Raw genomic sequence first — 16189 nt, 5'->3', positions numbered from 1 at the left:
ATCGCTCGACCACAGCCCCGCCGCCGTCAGGGCGCTGGATCCGACGCCCTCCCCATCGGCGGGGATGAGAGGATGATAAGGGCGCCGGCGGGTATGGCGGGCAAATAGGGGCGAGAATCTAGCAAGCCGTTGAAATCGTGCGATTCAGACCAGCGTCATTGTGACAGTTGGCCTAGGTTGTCGATCATCACTTTCGTCATTCCGGGCGGAGGGCCGCTTGGCCCGCAGACCCGGAACCCAGCGGCGCCGAAGGCGAAATCTATCCGCCGCACCGCTTCTGGAGGCTGAGTCCGCGACAACTTCGCGCTCTCGCGCGCCGCTGGGTTCCGGGTCTCCGCTGCGCTTCGCCCGGAATGACGAAAGAGGGAGGGCGGCGTCACCTCTCCGCGCGCGAAGGCGCGTGGGGAGGTGAGACGTCAGCCGCCGAAGCCGCCGTCGTCGAGGAAGGCCTGTTCCTCGGGCGTGCTGGCGCGGCCCAGGGCGGGGTTGCGGTGGGGGAAGCGGCCGAAGCGGACGATGATGTCGCGGTGGAGGCGGCCCCATTTCTCGAGCTCGGCGTCGCCGGCGATCAGGGCCATGTAGCGGTCCTGATCCTCAAGCCGTTCGGAATGTTCGAACGGGAGGAGGAGGAAGTTCTTCAGTTCCGGCGCGACCTGGAGATGGTGGCCGCGCGCCACGGCCTGGTTCGCGAACATCAGGGCCAGAGGATCGGTGGCGAACTGATGCGCCGTGCCGCGGAAACTGTTCCTCGGATACTGATCGAGCAGGATCAGGAGGGCGAGGGCGGTCTCCGCCGTCTCGATCCAGTCGTCGCGCTCGCGCCGGGCGGCGGACAGGTGCAGGTCATGGCCCCGCGAGCGAAACGCGGCGTCGAAGGCCTCGTCCTTGGCGAACCACTTGTCGGGGCCGGCCGCTTTCCAGAAGGCGACGACGTCGGATGGGGCTATGAAGGCGGTCATGACAAAGATCCTATCCAATCCGTTGCCCGTCTTCCATGACCGCGACTGCGACCTTTCGATCATTCGCGGCAAGCGCGTGGCCATGATCGGCTACGGCAGCCAGGGGCGGACCCATGCGCTGAACCTGCGCGATTCGGGCGTGACCGACATCGTCGTGGGGCTGAAGGCAGGATCGAAGACGCGGGAACGCGCCCAGGCCGACGGATTCGCCGTGATGACCGCGGGCGAAGCGGCGGCGGGGGCGGATGTCGTCGCCGTCATGACCTCGGACGAGGCGCACCGCGACCTGTGGCGCGACGAACTGGCGCCGAACGTGCGGCCTGGGGCGGCCCTGGTCTTCGCCCACGGCCTGTCGGTGCGGTTCGGGCTGGTGGAGCCGCGCGCCGACCTGGACGTCATCCTGGCCTCGCCCAAGGGGATCGGGCCGCGCATCCGCGACCTGTACGAGGCCGGGGAGGGGGTCTTCTGCCTGTTCGGGGTGCATCAGGACGCCACGGGCGGGGCCCATGCGCTCGGCCTGTCCTATGCGGCGGCCCTGGGCTGCGGACGCAAGGGCATCCTCGAGACGACGATGCGGGACGAGTGCGAGAGCGATCTGTTCGGGGAACAGGTGGTGCTGTGCGGCGGGATCGCCGAACTGATCGATTCGGCCTTCATGAAACTGGTCGAGGCCGGCTATCCGCCCGAGGTGGCCTGGTTCGAGTGTTTCTACGAGGCCAAGCTGGTCACTGATCTGATGTATGAGCGCGGCATAGCCGGCGCCTTCGCCAAGATCTCCAACACGGCGGAATACGGGGCCTATCTGACCGGGCCGCGCGTGATCAACGCCGCCTCGCGCGCCGCCATGGACCGGGTGCTGGCCGAGATACAGGGCGGGGGGTTCGTACGGGCCTTGATGGCGGATTACGACGCCGGCTCGCCCGACCTGCTGGCGCGGCGCGGGGAGCTGGGGCGGCGGCCGATCGAGTCGGTGGGGGCGCATCTGAACGAAGTGGCGCGCAAGGCCCGGGAGTCGGCGGCGAACGACGACTGACGTCTGGCCGCGCGGGGGGAGGCGGGTCTGAAACCCGCCGTCCTGCCGTCGATGTCAAAAGAGAAGATGGTCGGAGTGAGAGGATTCGAACCTCCGACCCCTGCGTCCCGAACGCAGTGCTCTACCAGGCTGAGCCACACTCCGACCGTGGGGGCTGGCCTGGCGGCGTCGCCCCGAAGTGAGGACGCGGCTTATAGCCATGGGTTTCGGACCCCGCAAGCATCCATTTCGACCTTCTTCGCACGGGGCGAAAATAGTCCTGAAAGAGGGTGTTGCATCCGAAAACGGTTTGGCCTATCTGACCGCCTCCGCCGCGCGAGAGCGCTGCGGTCGCCGGACCTGCTGGGGAATGGTGTAATGGTAACACTCCGGTTTTTGGTACCGTCATTCTAGGTTCGAGTCCTAGTTCCCCAGCCATCCGCCCTCACTGGATTTGAGCCTCTTTCAGCCGCCCGCGGGCGGTTTCTGAGCGGGGTTTTACGGTCGCCCTTCTGTGCTTGATCTCCTGAAGCCGCGCGACCATGCCCAATCCGATGGCTTCGACGGTGACGTAACGGCGCGCGATCTCTCATGCGCTTGAGTTCCCAGCCGAGAATCGTGGCGACGCTATTTGAGCGGCGGCCTTCCCCGCCAGTTGATTACTGCTCATCTAGACGGAAGGGCGGCCGCTCGCGCCGAAAGACGATGATTCCGTCATAGGCCGTCGCCCAGTCGAAGAGGACCGGCTTATGGTCGCCGAACGCGCTGCCGACGATGGCGTCCTGGACATCCAGCCAGTGCGTGTCCCGGAACACGATCTCCTGATCCGCAGAATCAGCGAGAGCACGTTGCTCCAGCGAGCCTGCGGCCGCTTCTGCGATCTCCCGCGCCGTCCTAACCGTGTATCGGAACATGCCTCCCGCAGCGGAGAACCCTAGCGCATATGCGCTGCTTCCGAACCGTTCGGCAGCGAGAGCGCCCAGGTTCGGTCGGGTCTCATACGGCGATCCGTCCGGCGACGCCTTCGCGACATGGCTGTTCCCCGCCCAGACGATCACCTTGCGTGGGCGCCCGTCGCTGTCGCGAGCCGCCGCCTCGAGATTCTCGAGCATTGAGGCGTCGCGTCCCGCCAAGCGCTCAAGGCCGGGCTGGAAATCGCGCGCCAGCGTCCGGCGAAAATTTGCGATGATCCGGCGCGTGGCGTCGCGATCGTCTGGGCGGGCTACGCCAGCCGCTTCGATCTCTTCGAGACATCTGGCGAGGTCTGCGCGCGTTTCTTCGGTGTAAGGCGCTTCGCGCGTGTAACCCCACCAAATCCGCTGCTTGAGGCTGGCGGCGCATTCGATTTGGCGGTCAGGCCCGAAAGCGGACGCCAGTTCCGCAGGCATAGCCTCCAAGGAATAGAAACTTCCAAGACTGCCGAGCTGATCGTCCAGGCCAACCAGCAGCAGCCGCCCCGAGGCCGTCCGTGTGCGAAGATCATCGATCAGGGGCTGGATTTCTGCGTTTTGGTTCCAGAGACCGCCGATGGCGGAGGCGACCATGTCTCGCGTTATCGGTTCACCGCGCTGAACCGAGCGTTCGATGGCTATGAAATCGTAGGCGCCGCTTTCGAAGGCCACCACGCCGAAGCCGCATCGGTCAATCAATGCGCCGACGAGATCGGCCTTGAAGGCGGCAGTTTTGCCGTCGCCATGAAAGCCGTTCTCGCCGAGCATGGCGATCTGGCGGTCGCAAAGCGCAGCGACGGTTTGGTCAAGGACCTGTGCATCCGTTTTGTGATCGACCTCTGTAGTCGACAGCGCCTTGCTCTCTGTCCCGTGGAGGATCACGATCAGGCTGAGAGCGCAGATCATCGCAGCTTTCATGATTTAGTCCTTCTGCAACTAAGGAGCAGCCTATGCGCATCCTTTCGCGCGTGTCTAGGCCATGACTCTCCGAGCTTGGGGTGCAGAATGACGGCATCGATAGACGCCTGTCCCCTCATCACATCACCTGCTTTACGATTTCACAAATGGCGCATAAGCCGCTGAATCTATAGGGTTCGTGGTGCGGGCGCTCTATGTTCTGAGTGTCTGAAGCCTCGTCAGGACTCTGAGATTATGCTGCCGTCATTCTAGGTTCGAGTCCTAGTTCCCCAGCCATCCGCCCCATAAGGGTTTAAGCCCTTTCGGCGCCGAGTCACCTTGGCAGGGCGAGTTCGACCCACGCGCCTCACGCTGTTGCGAGCAATTCGCAGGGCGTGTATCGCGCTGGACAATGGCACAGTCAGACTCACAGCCGGGGCAGAGTTTCGCGCAATTGCTGATGATCGAACGTCCGTCGCTGGTGCGGCTGGCGCGACGTATTCTGGGCGACACCAGCTTGGCCGAGGACATCGCCCAGACCCTGTGGCTGCGTGTGCAACGGATCGCCGACCCTGCCGCGATCAAGGACAAGCGCGCCTATCTCTATCGATTGGCCCTCAACCTGACCTCGGACCAGATGCGCCGCCGCAAGCGTGGCGCGGTCCTCTTCGAGGGCCAGATCGAGGATCCCGGCGTGATCGACGCCGCCCCCACGACCGAGGCCCGAATCATACATCGGCAAAGGCTGGACCTCCTGGCGGAAGCCATCGACGAGTTGCCGCCGCGTTGCCGCGAGGTCTTCCTGCTGCGGCGTATCGAGGAGCTGTCGCCGGCCGAGGTCGCCGAACGGCTGGGCATCACGCCGAACGCCGTAGCCAAACACGTCCGCCACGCCTTGCACCACTGCCAAACGCGACTGGCGGAACGGGAGGCTGGATGATGTCGCGAGCGCCCAGACACGTCGCCCCCATAGACCGGGAGGCCGCACGCTGGCTGGCTGAGCAGGACGGCGGCTTGCTGGACGCCGTCGGCGAGGACCGGCTGAAGACCTGGCTGGAAACGCCGGCGAACGCCCGCGCCTTCGCACGCGCGCAATCCCTTTGGCGGGACATGGGCCAGGCGGCTCGCCCCGCCGCGCCCGCATGGCGCGCGAGGTCGGAACGGCGTTCGCGACGCACATCGATTCCGCGCATTGGGCGGTCGGGACTATCGATCGCAACCGGGCTGGCGGCCGCCGTGGTTCTGGCCTGCATGATGCTGGACGTTCCGACCCGTCTGAACGCAGACGTGCTCACCCGGCCGGGCGAGCAAAGGACGGTGAGGCTGGACGACGGCTCGGTCGTGCAGGTGAACACCGACAGCGCCATCGACGTGGCCTATAGGCCTGACCGCAGAACGGTTCGACTGCTGCGCGGAGAAGCCGCCTTCATGGTCGCGCCCGACGCCCAGCGGCCCTTCACGGTCGAGGCCGGCGGCGGCTCCACCACAGCCCTGGGCACGCGGTTCGTCGTTCGCCGTCGCGCCGCCCTGACCCAGGTCTCGGTGACCGAACACAGGGTTCGAATTGCGACCCGCTCGGGATCGGTGACGACGCCCGAGACCATGACCTCGACCTACCGTCCGGATCAGGCGCCGTCCGCCCCGACGCCGTCGTCGCCGGACGTCGACGCCTGGACCCAGGGCTGGCTGGTGTTCGAAGATCGCCCCCTGGCCGAGGTGGTCGAGGAGATCGCCCGCTACTCGCCGACGCCGATCACGGTGTTTGGACGCGCCGTTCGAAACCGTCGCGTCAGCGGCGCCTTCCGGATCGATCAACCGTCCCGCACCCTCGCGCGATTGGAACAGACCCTGGGTGTTCGCGCCACCCGCCTGCCCGGCGGCGCGGTGATCATCCACGGCTGAGCGGATCTCCAGGATTTTTTCTGAATTCGGACAGTCCCGGTTCGGCCTCCTGGCGCGTCTATCTACAGAGAACCATTCTCATTCGCATGACTTGCGAACCAACCGGACCGGCGCGGAGCGCGCCACGAGAGGCGAAATTGACCAAGGTGAGACACGAACTGGGGGCCCTGCGTCTCTTCCTCATGGCGACGGCCGCCGTGGTTCCGACCATCATCCTCGCACCGACCGCCCAGGCGCAGTCTGCCGCGACGCAGTTCGACATACCGGCCGGCCCCCTGTCGCCGGCCCTGGCCGCCTTCGCCCGCCAGGCTGATATCGAAATGGCCTACGACGCCGGCCTGACGCGCGGCGTTTCGACACGCGGACTGCGGGGGCGATACGGCGCGTCAGAGGGGCTGTCGCGTCTGCTGTCCGGCACCGGCGTGACCTATCGTCTGTCGGGCCGCACGGCGACCCTGTCCGCCGCCCCCGCCGTCGCCGACGGAACCCTCGCCCTGGGTCCGATCAGGGTGCAGGGCGCGACCGAAGGCGGCGCAGGCGGGCTCAGCGCCACCGGCGCCGGCGAGGCGGGCGATCCTGTGGAAGCGCCCTACCGCACGACCGGATCCAGCGCCTATATCGCGCAGGACGCCATCGAACGGTTTCGCGGCGCCTCGACCGCCGACATCATCAAGGGCGTGGCGGGCGTGACCGCCGGCGACCCGCGCGTCGCCAACGCTCTGGACGTCAATATCCGCGGTATTCAGGGCCAGAGCCGGGTGCCGATCATCATCGACGGCGGCCAGTCGACCATGGAGGCCTACCGCGGTTACGCCGGTCAGTCGCAGCGGACCTATCTGGATCCCGATCTGATCTCGAGCATCACCATCAACAAGGGCCCCAGCCTGGAGGCCAACGCCTCTGGCGGCATCGGCGGCGTGGTCGTGATGGAGACGCTGAACGTCGACGACGTCCTGAGCGAAGGCCGCGACCTGGGCCTGCGCGTCCGCACCGGCGTGTCCGACGCCAGCGCCCGCAGCCTTCCGGCCTATAGCGACAAGTCGCGGACCGACCGGGGCGACCTGACCCGTCCGGGCGGGCAATTCTTCAACATCGCCGGCGCAGGACGCTGGGATCGGTTCGACCTGGTCGCCGCCTACGCCTGGCGCGACACGGGCAACTATTTCTCGGGCCACCGGAACTACAACGCCTTCCCCCAGGGACGACGGGTCCTGGCGACGCTGAACCCCACGAATGCGGAGGTTTTCAACACCTCGTCCCAGTCGGAATCCCTGCTGCTGAAGGGGACGTGGCGCATCACCGACGCGCAGACGCTGGAGGCCGGCTATCGCCGCTATCAGGGCGAGCAGGGCGAGATCATGGCCTCGCAGATCATCCGCGTAGATCGCGACCAGGTCCCGCAATGGGACCTGGGGACCGTCGATATGGACGCCTATAGTCTGCGCTACCGCTACAAGCCCCAGGGCGATCTGATCGATCTCAAGGTCAACGCCTGGTACACGCACGCCGACAGCCTGATGTACAACGGCCTGACCGGCATCACTCCCTGGTATTATGACCGCCGCACCGAATGGTACGACGGCCCCTCCTTCAACACCGACCCGGGGTACAAGGAGGCCTATCGCAACGAGCTGACCCAGAAACGGTTCGGCGGCGACCTCACCAATACCTCGCTCCTGTTCACCGGCGCAGGCAAGTTCACCCTGAACTATGGCCTGTCCTTCAGCGACGAGGACATCGCTCCCGGTCCGAACTCGCCGATCATGCACGACGATCTGGTCAACAACCGCTTCCTGCGCAACGCCGAACGTCAGGAATACAGCGCCGTCGCCTCGGTGAAGTGGGAGCCCGACACACACTGGGAGCTGATGGCCGGGGGGCGCTTCAACCGTGTCGAGGTCAAGGACCGCAACCGTCTGGCCACGCCCGCCACCTACGAGGTGATCGGTCAGTATCGCTATACCGAACTGCTGAACGGCGACCCGAGCCGCCCCGCCTACCTGGCGAAACGGATCGCCCTGCTGAACTGGTATCCCGACGCCAACGGCCAGTTCACCAAGGCCTCGCTGCTGGCCTCGCCCTACGAACACGGCACGGTGGCCGATATCGTCGGCTGGAACTTCTACGACGCCGACGCGCCCGAAGATCTCAAGGTCCCGGTCACCTGGACCTGGTCCGACCCCATCCGGCGCACCGACGACGCCTTCATGCCGACCGGAAGCGTCACCTACCACTTCGACGAGGACACCCTCGTCTATGTGAAGTACGCCGAGGGTGTGAAGCTGCCCAGCCTGTTCGAAACCACCCTGGGCCTGTTCAGCGCCGCGCGTCCGACCGAGGGCATGAAGCCTGAGCGCGCCCGCACCTGGGAAGTCGGCGCGAGCACAATTCGCCGCGATCTGCTCGCCGGCGGCGACCGCACCGCCTTCAAGGTCGCCTATTTCAACACCGTGATCGACGATCTGATCACCCGCGACTACCGCAGCATTTCGGCGGGCCTGATCCGCAACATCGACACGTTCAAGGTGTCGGGCGTCGAACTCCAGTCGAACTACGACAACGGCGTCGTCTTCGGCGACCTGTCGGCCCACTATTATTTCGAGGCCAAGACCTGCGCGCCCGACATCGCCGCCGAACGCCGCGCCTATGGCGCCAGCCGCAACAACGCCGAACTGATGGCCACGCCCGACTGTGTCGACGGCGGCTTCGTCGGCGCCTACACCAACACCCAGAACCCGCCGCGCTTCAATCTGAACCTGACTCTGGGCGCGCACCTGTTCGACGATCGCCTGACCCTCGGCGGTCGGGCGGTCCACAACTCGGGTCCGATCAGCAAGCTGGACAAGGCCTGGAACGTCGGCCTGTCGGCGATCCAGCAACTGTATCTTGAGACGACCGTCTATGACGCCTTCGCAAGCCTGAAGGTTACGGACCAGACGGCGCTGGACCTCAACATCGACAATGTGATGGACGAATACTACCTCGACCCCCTGGCTCTGGGCGTCATGCCCGCGCCCGGCCGCACCGTTCGCCTCGCCCTGACCTATCGTTACTGAGGCCGTCATGATCCAAGTCGAAACAAGCCGCGCGAAACGTCTGAAATCCGCCAGCCATGGCGTCCACGAAGGTCTGGACAAGGCCATCATGGCCGCCAAACCGTTCAGCAGCCGCGAGACCTATGCCGAGTTCCTGCGCATCCAGCAGATGTTCCACCGCGACATCGCCGCCCTGTACGCGGCGCCGGAACTGGCGGCCCTGTTCCCGGATCTGTCCGGACGTCGCCGCTACGAACAGGTGAAGGCCGATCTCGCCGATCTGGGCGCTGCGCCGGCCGATGAAACGCCGGTCCCGCGCTTCGTGGCGGGCGAGGCGGTGGATCTGCCGACGGCCCTGGGATGGCTCTACGTCGCCGAAGGGTCGAACCTGGGCGCCGCCTTCCTGATCAAGGCGGCGGCGGCGCTGGGCCTGTCGGCCCAATTCGGCGCCCGCCATCTGGCCGCCTCGCCCGAAGGCCGCGCCAACCACTGGCGCAGATTCACCGCCGCCCTCGACGCCCCGGATCTGACAGACGAGGAAGAGGCCCGCGTCTTGGCCGGCGCCTCGGCCGCCTTCACCCGCGTGCGCGGCCTAGTCGATGTCGGCTTTCGCCATGGAGCCGCCGACCCGGCATGACAGCCGTGCCGCGCGCCACGATCCTGAACGACGTCGGGGGCCTTGCCCCCCGGCGTCCCAGGGCGCGCGCCCGTCGCGCCCTGGCCCTGGGCGCCGCCCTGGCCCTTCACGCCGCGCCCCTGCTGCTTCTGATTCATTTCGTCGTCCCGGCGCCCATGCCGCTGGAGGAGCCGCCCGTGATCGTCGTGGCGCTGGTCCGCAGCAACGCCGCACCGCCCCGACCGCCATCCGAACAGGTCGATGGTCCCAAACAGATCCAGGCCGTGTCCAGCCGCCCCCTCCCGCGCCCGCCAGTCCCGCTCCGCGTTCACGCCGAGGCGCCCGAAGCCGTGGCCATCCCGGTCGCGCCTCCCGTCCCGCGCGCAGCCGAACGCCAGCCGCCGGCGCCCGCCACCACGGCCCCCGTCTCGCGCCCTGCGCCGCCTTCGCCCAGCGCCTCGACCGCGCCTCAAGACTGGAAAGCCCGCCTCCTGGCCCATCTGGACAGCAAGAAGCGCTATCCGCCCGGCGCCCAGCGCCTGCGTCAGGAGGGCGTGGTCCATGTGCGGTTCACGATGGACCGCGCCGGCCGCGTCCTGGCCTCAAGGATTGAACGCAGTTCCGGCCGCGCCCTGCTCGACCGCGAGGCCCTCGCCATGCTGGCGCGGGCCCAACCTCTACCCGCGCCCCCGCCTGAAATCTCCGGCGCCACGATCGAGCTCACGACCCCGGTCGAGTTCTTCCTGGCGCGCTGAGCGGCAGCCCCAAGACGTGTCCCGCGCCTGGACATCTTTCGACAACGCGCCAGTTCATCTTCAACCCCTGGAGTCCCGCGACGCTATCGGAGTTGGCAAGTCGGGAAGGGTGCGAACGACATTGGCGATTGCGCCTGCCAGGAAGTCCATCTCCTGCATGGTGTTGAACAGGTTGGGGGTCACCCGGACACAGCCGCCGCGATCAACGCCCCCTCGAGCCACGGTGAAGATGCTGTGGCGATCCAGCAGCTGGCGCGCGATGGCCTCATTGGCGCGCATCGAGGTCTGTCCTGTGATTCTGAAGGCTGTGATCGCGCCATACAGGCCGGGTTCGTCAGGGGTGAGAATTTCGATTCCTGGAATAGCCCGTGCGGGTTCGACCCAGCGATCGCGCAGGGCGCGCAGGCGCGCGCTCTTGCGGTCCAGGCCGATGCGGGTCTCGAACGCGAGGGCTGATGGCACGGTCAGGAAGGCGGCGGCGTTCAGCGTGCCGGTATGGATCCGTTCGCTGATGACGTCCGGAGCGTCGGACGCTGTCGCCAGGTCATGGTCGATGCGATCAAGGGCGCTCTTGCGAATATGCAGGACGCCGACGCCCAGGGGCGCGGCCAGCCATTTGTGCCCGTTCAGACCGACGAAGTCGCAATCCAGGTCGGGCAGGGTGAAGTCGAGTTGACGCCAGCTGTGGGCGGCGTCGACGATCACATCGATGCCGCGTTCACGCGCCAGGGCCGCTATTTCCCGGACAGGCAGGACGAGACCGGTTCTGTGACTGACATGGGTCAACAGCACCAGGCGCACGTGCGGATGTCTGTCGAAGGCCTCGGCATAGGCGTCGATCAGCCGCGTTCTTGTGGCCGGTTCGGGCAGGGCGATCCTCACGACCTCGGCCCGCTCGCGCAGGGCCAGTCGATCCATGCCGTGCTGCATGCTGTCGTAATCCAGATCCGCATAGAGGACAGCGTCGCCGGGGGTGAGACGGTTGTAGCCGCCGATCAGCGCCTTCAGCGCTTCGGTCGCATTGCGTGTGAAGGCGATCTCGTCATCGGGGACGCCCAGGGTCTCGGCGATCTGGCTTCTCACGTCCATCAGATCCCGGCCCATGCCGCGACGGGCGTAGTAGCTCGTCTCGCGGTTCACGCGGGACAGGACTTCGACATAGTGCGCGTGGACCGGCCTGGGCATCATGCCCCAGTTGCCGTTCTCGAGCTGGATGACGTCCCGAGTGACGTCGTACTCGGCGGCGATCGCGCGCCAGACGGCGTCGTCATCGAAGGCTGCGCCGGTTGCAGGGGGTGGCAGGGCGGTTCCGACGGGGAGGGCGGCGCCCCCGGCCAGCAGCGCACGACGGTTGAGCTCAAGCATGACAATCTCGGCGATGGAACGGACGCTGCTTCACATCCGCAAAGGGCAGGAAGGGCGTGGCGGTCCAGCCGCCACGCCCCATGGGATCCTGATCGGGATCTGCGTCAGAAATTATAGCCCAGACGCATCCAGTATTGCCCGCCGTCGGTGTCGAACGGGGCGTTGCGCGAGTAGAGCAGGCCGCGATTGGCGTCGTGCGTGGCCCGGTCGGGATAGGAATCGAAGATATTCTCCGCCCCGACTTTCACATTCACGCCGTTGGCGAAATCGTACGAGACATTGAGATTGGCCAGCACCATCGGATCGAATTCCTGCCACAGGCGGTCGGCGTCGTCCGGGTCGGTGCCCCTGTCGATCCAGGTCCCGTAGTAGCGGATACGCGACGAGATCGAGAACGCACCCAGGTTATAGCCGAAACCCGCGGAGATGCCCGCGCCCGGCCGCGAACCGCGAGCGAACAACTCCTTGTTGAGCGGGTTCAGCGGCTCGAGACGGTCATCCAGAACCTCGGTCTCATTCTGGTTGTAGGACAGGCTGGTGTTGAACCGCCCCGGACCGACGTCCCTGCGGTAGGCGGCGACGATGTCTACGCCCTGGGTCCGCGCTTCATACGCGTTCATGAAGTAGCTCAGGGACGTGAAGTTCTGGGGGTTGGGCGTGCCTGCGGGAACTGACATCGAACGGGTCGTCAGGCGGTCCTTGGAGTCGACACGGTAGACATCGACGCTCAGAGTCAGCCCGTGATTGTTATAGACGATCCCCAGGGCGCTGTTTTTCGATGTCTCGGGTTTCAGCGGCTGGGCCCCGAGGGAGATCGCCAGCGGATCGTTGACGTTCAGGCGACCGCTGTTGTTGACCGAGCCGTTGGTCAGGTTCAGGCTCTGGCTGAAGGCGGACGAGTAGAGGTCGAACGGCTTCGGGGCGCGGAACCCGGTGGAGTAGGTGCCGCGCAAGGCCAGACCGACCGGCAGTTCATAGCGGGCCGCCAGACGGTAGTCGAAGTTGCCGCCAAACGAATCGTGGTCCTCGTAGCGGCCAGCGGCCCCGAGCGTCAGCGCTTCGACAGGTCGCCATTCCAGGTCCACATAGGCGGCGTAGCTGCGGGCGTCCCATTCGCCGGCGCGCGCCGGGCTGTAGCCCGGCATGCCGTTGGATCCCACGGCCAGACCGTAGGCGGCCCCCGGTCCGATCTCCCACGAGGCCTTGTCACCGACCTGTACGCCATAGGTCACGACGCGGGCCTCGGCGCCGAAGGCGATGTTCAGCGGCTCGCTGCCGCCAACCGGAAGCCGATAGACGAAGTCGGCGTTGGCGACGAAGTCGTCCTGATACTCGCGGCCGAGGAAGAAACTGGTCGGGCTCTTCGGACCGAGCGAGGCGTTGACCGTGTCGTCCAGGCTGAAGGCGACGCGGCTGGCGCCCCAGGTCAGGGCGAGGTCATAGGTCAGGCGATCCGACAGGTCGCCCCGGACGCCGCCTGACAGGTGGTAGTCCTCGATCTTCGACCCGAACTGGGGCGTGAAGCCGCCCGGGAAGATCGACAGGAAGGAGAAGCCCGGGAAGGCGGCCGTCGCCTTGTAGACGTTGCTGGTGGCGTCCGGATTGCGCCAGTTGAAATCCGTCATCCCCTCGCTGTCGTTGAACAGGCCGAACGCGTAGAGCTCGTGGTTGCCGGACAGGCGATAGTTGGCGTTGAGCGAGCCCTTGAGCCGTTCCTCTTCCGGCTGGCCCCACTTCTGCACCGGATCGCGCAGTTCAACGCCGGGGTGGGCGAGTTCAAAGGCGAGGGCGTCCGGCCGCTGGACCTGCCGGCCCGTGCGGCCTTGCCGGTTGTACTCCAGAGCGCCGCTGATCGAGCCATTTTCGCCGAGCGCGAGACCGCCGCCGAGACCGAAGCGATACTCTTCGCCGTCCCCCTGATAGTAGCGCGAGAACTGGCTGAAGGCGCGCAGCCCCGGCCGGTCGTCGAGGATGATGTTGATCACGCCGGCGATGGCGTCCGAGCCGTACTGGGCGGACGCGCCGTCACGCAGGATTTCCGTGCGACGGATCGAGGCGGAGGGGATGGTGGACAGGTCGGGGGCCTGACCCTGCGCGGAGTTGTGGTAACGCCGGCCGTTCACCAGCGCGAGGACGTATTTGCCCGGCATGCCGCGCATGGTCGTCGGGCGCACGAAGGCGGGCGGGTCGGCGTGCAGGCGCTGCACGTTGAAGGACGGGGCGAGCGTGGTCAGCGTGTCCTGAAGATCGCCGGATACGCTCTCGCGGATCTCTTCCTGAGACAGGACGTCGACGGGCGACAGGGGCTCGGCGGCCGTGCGCGAGGCTTGTCGGGTGCCGGTCACGATCACTTCATCCAGCGCGTCCACGCCGCCTGGCGTTCCCAGCGGGGGCGGCTCAGACCGGGTCGCGGCGCTCGCGGCCGGTCTGGCGGGTGCCGCGCGGACCGGCGCCGCGGGAGCGGCTTCGATCAGCACAGCGTCGCCGACGATGCGGGCGGTCAGTCCACTGCCGCCGACCAGTCGGGCGAGGGCGTCAGCATGGCTGAAACGACCTTCGACGGCCTGGCTGCGGCGACCCTGGAGCAGGGCGGGGCGCGCCGCGACCTGCAGGCCGGTGGCGCGCGAATAGGCCGTCAGCGCCCGGCCCAGATCCTGGGCGGGAATAGAGAAGGCCTGGTGCGCGGCCTGGGCCGTGGCCACGGCCGGCGTCACGGCCAGAGCGGCCGCGAGCGCGAAAACGGAGGCGCTGAGCGCCCGTGTGGAAGTCATGTCGGTATCCCCCGGTGAATCGTCGACTTCGGTCGACATCGGTTCGATGTCCGGCCAGGGCCGAACCCGACATTTCTTTTTGTGAAACCTTAGCGACGGTCCGGCTGGCGAGATCCGCTGCGGACGACGATCGTCTCTCCCGTCGTGTCAATGCGCACGTCATAGGCTCTCTCGATCAGCGCCAGCGTGGCAGGCGGGTCCGTCAGGCGGAAGCGTCCGCTGACCGGGATACGGCTGGCCTGGCCATCAATGACGACGGGCGTTCTCGAGAAGCGGTCGATTTCGGCCACGAGGCGTCCCAGGGTCGTTTCCTCCGCGTCGAACCAGCCGTCGGTCCAGTCGGGCCGGGTCGAGAGACTGTGTGTCGTCGGGCGGATACGGCCGTGTTCCAACATCGCGCGGTCACCAGGCTCCAGGTCGAGGACCTGGCCTCCGCGCGTACGCAGTCGGACCGCGCCTCGATAGAGAGTGACTTCCGCCCGGCCGCAGTCCATCCGATCCACATTGAAAGCGGTCCCCATGACCCGTACCTCGCCTTCGCCCGCGTCGACGACGAACGGCCGACCGTCGTGCCGCACTTCGAACCAGGCCTCGCCGCGCTCGAGCGTCGCGGCGCGCCAGAGAGGGCTCTGCCGGATCGACAGGCGGGCGTCGCCATTCAGCCGGATCGAGGTGCCGTCCGCCAGCGCCACCGTCCGGGTCTCGCCGCGCCGGGTCTCCAGGGTTCGGTGGTCCATCCAGGGCGCGACAAGCACGGCGGCGATGCAGACGGCCGCCATCGCCAGGGCGGAGGGCGCCGCCAGACGCCACGGAACCCGAAGGGGGCGCCGGAGATCGGCCCGCTGCTCCACCTCAGCCGCCGCCTGGCTCAAGGCGTCGGAGCGCCACAAGGCGATCATCTCGGCGAAAGCCGCGCGGTGAGCGGGACTCGCGTTCATCCAGCTCTCGAACGCTGCGGCGTCATCGAGATCCGCATCCGGGTGCGAGGCTCGGTCCGCCCAGGCGGCGGCCTCCGCCATGATGCGTCTATCATTCGTCATCAGAGCGCCGTCCTCCGCCCGCGCCGCTTCTGACCGCAGGCCTCATTCAGGTCCAGCAGACCTCGGGTCACATGTTTCTCCACCGCCTTGACGCTCAGGCCAAGGTCCTCGGCGATGGCGGCGCAACTCTGGCGGTGGATGCGTCGCCGGATTATGATCTCTCGACGCAGGCGCGGCATGCGCTTGAGCGCGCGTTTCAGGACCTCCACGGCCTCGCGGCCCTCCACAACCCTTTCGGGCGAAGGTTGGCCGCTGGCGAGCGTTTCGCTCAACCCTTCGACCCTCCAACGTCGCTCACGCCGATACTCCTCGTTCACGAGATTCTCCGCGATGCGCGTGGCGAGGCCGTACAGGTTGTCGATCCGGCCGCCGCGTTGGTACTCGATAAGCCGCAGCAAGGTTTCCTGCGCCACATCGTCCGCCATATCCGCGCGCCCCAGCCGTCGATGGGCCAGTCGACGGACGAAGTCGCGGACCGGCGACCACGTAACCGTCGCCAGCTTCTGATCCCCGTCGTACGCCACGTCCGCGCCCCCGCCGAAAGGCGTGCCTGCTGTCTGTTCGGCGCGGTTTAGCGGGGCCCTGTGAAGCTTGAGTGTCCCGGACATGTCCAGTTGGCGACACACAGCAGCGCCCACGAGATCTCCTGCTGGTTCAGCTGGCGTCGAACAACGCCAGGCGCGCCGCTGGCCTGTTCCGTTGCGTGAACCGGTCGATCGGCGTCAGCAGGGGAGGCGCCAGCACATACCGCTCCAGCGATAACCGAGCCGACTGGTCGATTGGTCGGTCATCCATCATCGCGGCCCGCCGGCTCCCCGCCGCGGCTCTAGGTTCAGGACTTGGGACCAACGGCTGCTAGGGGCAGAACCCGGCGAAGCTTGTGGGCG

General features: G+C 66.8%; 13 protein-coding genes and 2 tRNA genes. 7 read left to right on the top strand and 8 right to left on the bottom strand.

Going from position 1 to position 16189, the window contains the following annotated elements; translation table 11 throughout:
- Positions 1-416: 416 nt before the first annotated feature.
- Positions 417-959 carry a DUF924 family protein gene (locus tag ACW18C_RS09700; RefSeq protein ID WP_492070682.1) on the bottom strand — a complete coding sequence of 181 codons (543 nt, stop codon included), beginning with the start codon at positions 957-959 and terminating at the stop codon, positions 417-419.
- On the opposite strand from ACW18C_RS09700, the gene ilvC reads away from it, so the two are divergent.
- The gene (ilvC, locus tag ACW18C_RS09695) at positions 958-1992 is read left to right on the top strand and encodes a ketol-acid reductoisomerase (RefSeq protein WP_492070681.1); all 1035 of its coding nucleotides are present in this window, start codon (positions 958-960) and stop codon (positions 1990-1992) included. The two genes, ACW18C_RS09700 and ilvC, sit on opposite strands and share 2 nt — an antisense overlap.
- Before the next feature lie 67 nt (positions 1993-2059).
- On the opposite strand, the gene ACW18C_RS09690 is transcribed toward ilvC, so the two are convergent.
- Positions 2060-2136 (bottom strand) — tRNA-Pro (locus tag ACW18C_RS09690).
- A 199-nt stretch (positions 2137-2335) separates the two neighbouring features.
- Between ACW18C_RS09690 and ACW18C_RS09685 the strand changes: the two genes are divergently transcribed.
- Positions 2336-2409: transfer RNA gene (locus tag ACW18C_RS09685), tRNA-Gln, on the top strand.
- 221 nt (positions 2410-2630) lie between these two features.
- Here the strand turns inward: ACW18C_RS09685 and ACW18C_RS09680 are convergent.
- Positions 2631-3839 (bottom strand): erythromycin esterase family protein, encoded by a 1209-nt coding sequence (locus ACW18C_RS09680; RefSeq protein ID WP_492070680.1) that lies wholly within the window; start codon positions 3837-3839, stop codon positions 2631-2633.
- Positions 3840-4278: 439 nt separating this feature from the next.
- On the opposite strand from ACW18C_RS09680, the gene ACW18C_RS09675 reads away from it, so the two are divergent.
- The 5 genes from ACW18C_RS09675 to ACW18C_RS09655 all read left to right on the top strand — a co-directional run bounded on the left by ACW18C_RS09675 (position 4279) and on the right by ACW18C_RS09655 (position 10126).
- Complete coding sequence (locus ACW18C_RS09675) at positions 4279-4758, top strand: RNA polymerase sigma factor (protein WP_492070678.1); 480 nt, start codon at positions 4279-4281, stop codon at positions 4756-4758.
- A complete protein-coding gene (locus ACW18C_RS09670) occupies positions 4755-5720 on the top strand; it encodes a FecR family protein (RefSeq protein WP_492070676.1) in 966 nt (321 codons plus the stop codon). Before ACW18C_RS09675 ends, ACW18C_RS09670 begins: the two co-directional genes overlap by 4 nt.
- 146 nt (positions 5721-5866) lie before the next feature.
- Positions 5867-8776: a TonB-dependent receptor gene (locus ACW18C_RS09665; protein ID WP_492073999.1), complete on the top strand. Its 2910-nt coding sequence runs from the start codon at positions 5867-5869 to the stop codon at positions 8774-8776.
- A 7-nt stretch (positions 8777-8783) separates the two neighbouring features.
- Entirely contained in the window at positions 8784-9392 is a 609-nt protein-coding gene (locus tag ACW18C_RS09660; protein WP_492070674.1) for a biliverdin-producing heme oxygenase, read from the top strand.
- Positions 9389-10126 (top strand): energy transducer TonB family protein, encoded by a 738-nt coding sequence (locus tag ACW18C_RS09655; RefSeq protein ID WP_492070672.1) that lies wholly within the window; start codon positions 9389-9391, stop codon positions 10124-10126. Before ACW18C_RS09660 ends, ACW18C_RS09655 begins: the two co-directional genes overlap by 4 nt.
- 60 nt (positions 10127-10186) lie before the next feature.
- Here ACW18C_RS09655 and ACW18C_RS09650 read toward each other — a convergent pair whose 3' ends face one another.
- The 5 genes from ACW18C_RS09650 to ACW18C_RS09630 form a co-directional block, all read right to left on the bottom strand.
- On the bottom strand, positions 10187-11491 hold the full coding sequence (locus ACW18C_RS09650) for an aminotransferase class V-fold PLP-dependent enzyme (protein ID WP_492070670.1): 1305 nt from the start codon (positions 11489-11491) through the stop codon (positions 10187-10189).
- Between the two features lie 104 nt (positions 11492-11595).
- The gene (locus ACW18C_RS09645) at positions 11596-14262 is read right to left on the bottom strand and encodes a TonB-dependent receptor domain-containing protein (protein ID WP_492070668.1); all 2667 of its coding nucleotides are present in this window, start codon (positions 14260-14262) and stop codon (positions 11596-11598) included.
- Positions 14263-14351: 89 nt separating this feature from the next.
- Positions 14352-15302, bottom strand: a complete 951-nt coding sequence (locus ACW18C_RS09640; RefSeq protein ID WP_492070666.1) for a FecR family protein — start codon at positions 15300-15302, stop codon at positions 14352-14354.
- Positions 15302-15910, bottom strand: coding sequence for an RNA polymerase sigma factor (locus ACW18C_RS09635; protein WP_492070664.1), 609 nt, complete (start codon positions 15908-15910; stop codon positions 15302-15304). Before ACW18C_RS09635 ends, ACW18C_RS09640 begins: the two co-directional genes overlap by 1 nt.
- 46 nt (positions 15911-15956) lie before the next feature.
- Positions 15957-16097 (bottom strand): hypothetical protein, encoded by a 141-nt coding sequence (locus ACW18C_RS09630; RefSeq protein ID WP_492070662.1) that lies wholly within the window; start codon positions 16095-16097, stop codon positions 15957-15959.
- Positions 16098-16189: the final 92 nt, after the last annotated feature.

It is taken from the genome of Brevundimonas sp. FV1ye7S (assembly GCF_058680995.1).
The sequence above is the reverse complement of the archived record's forward strand: the minus strand, read 5'-3'. Positions and strand labels throughout refer to the sequence as shown.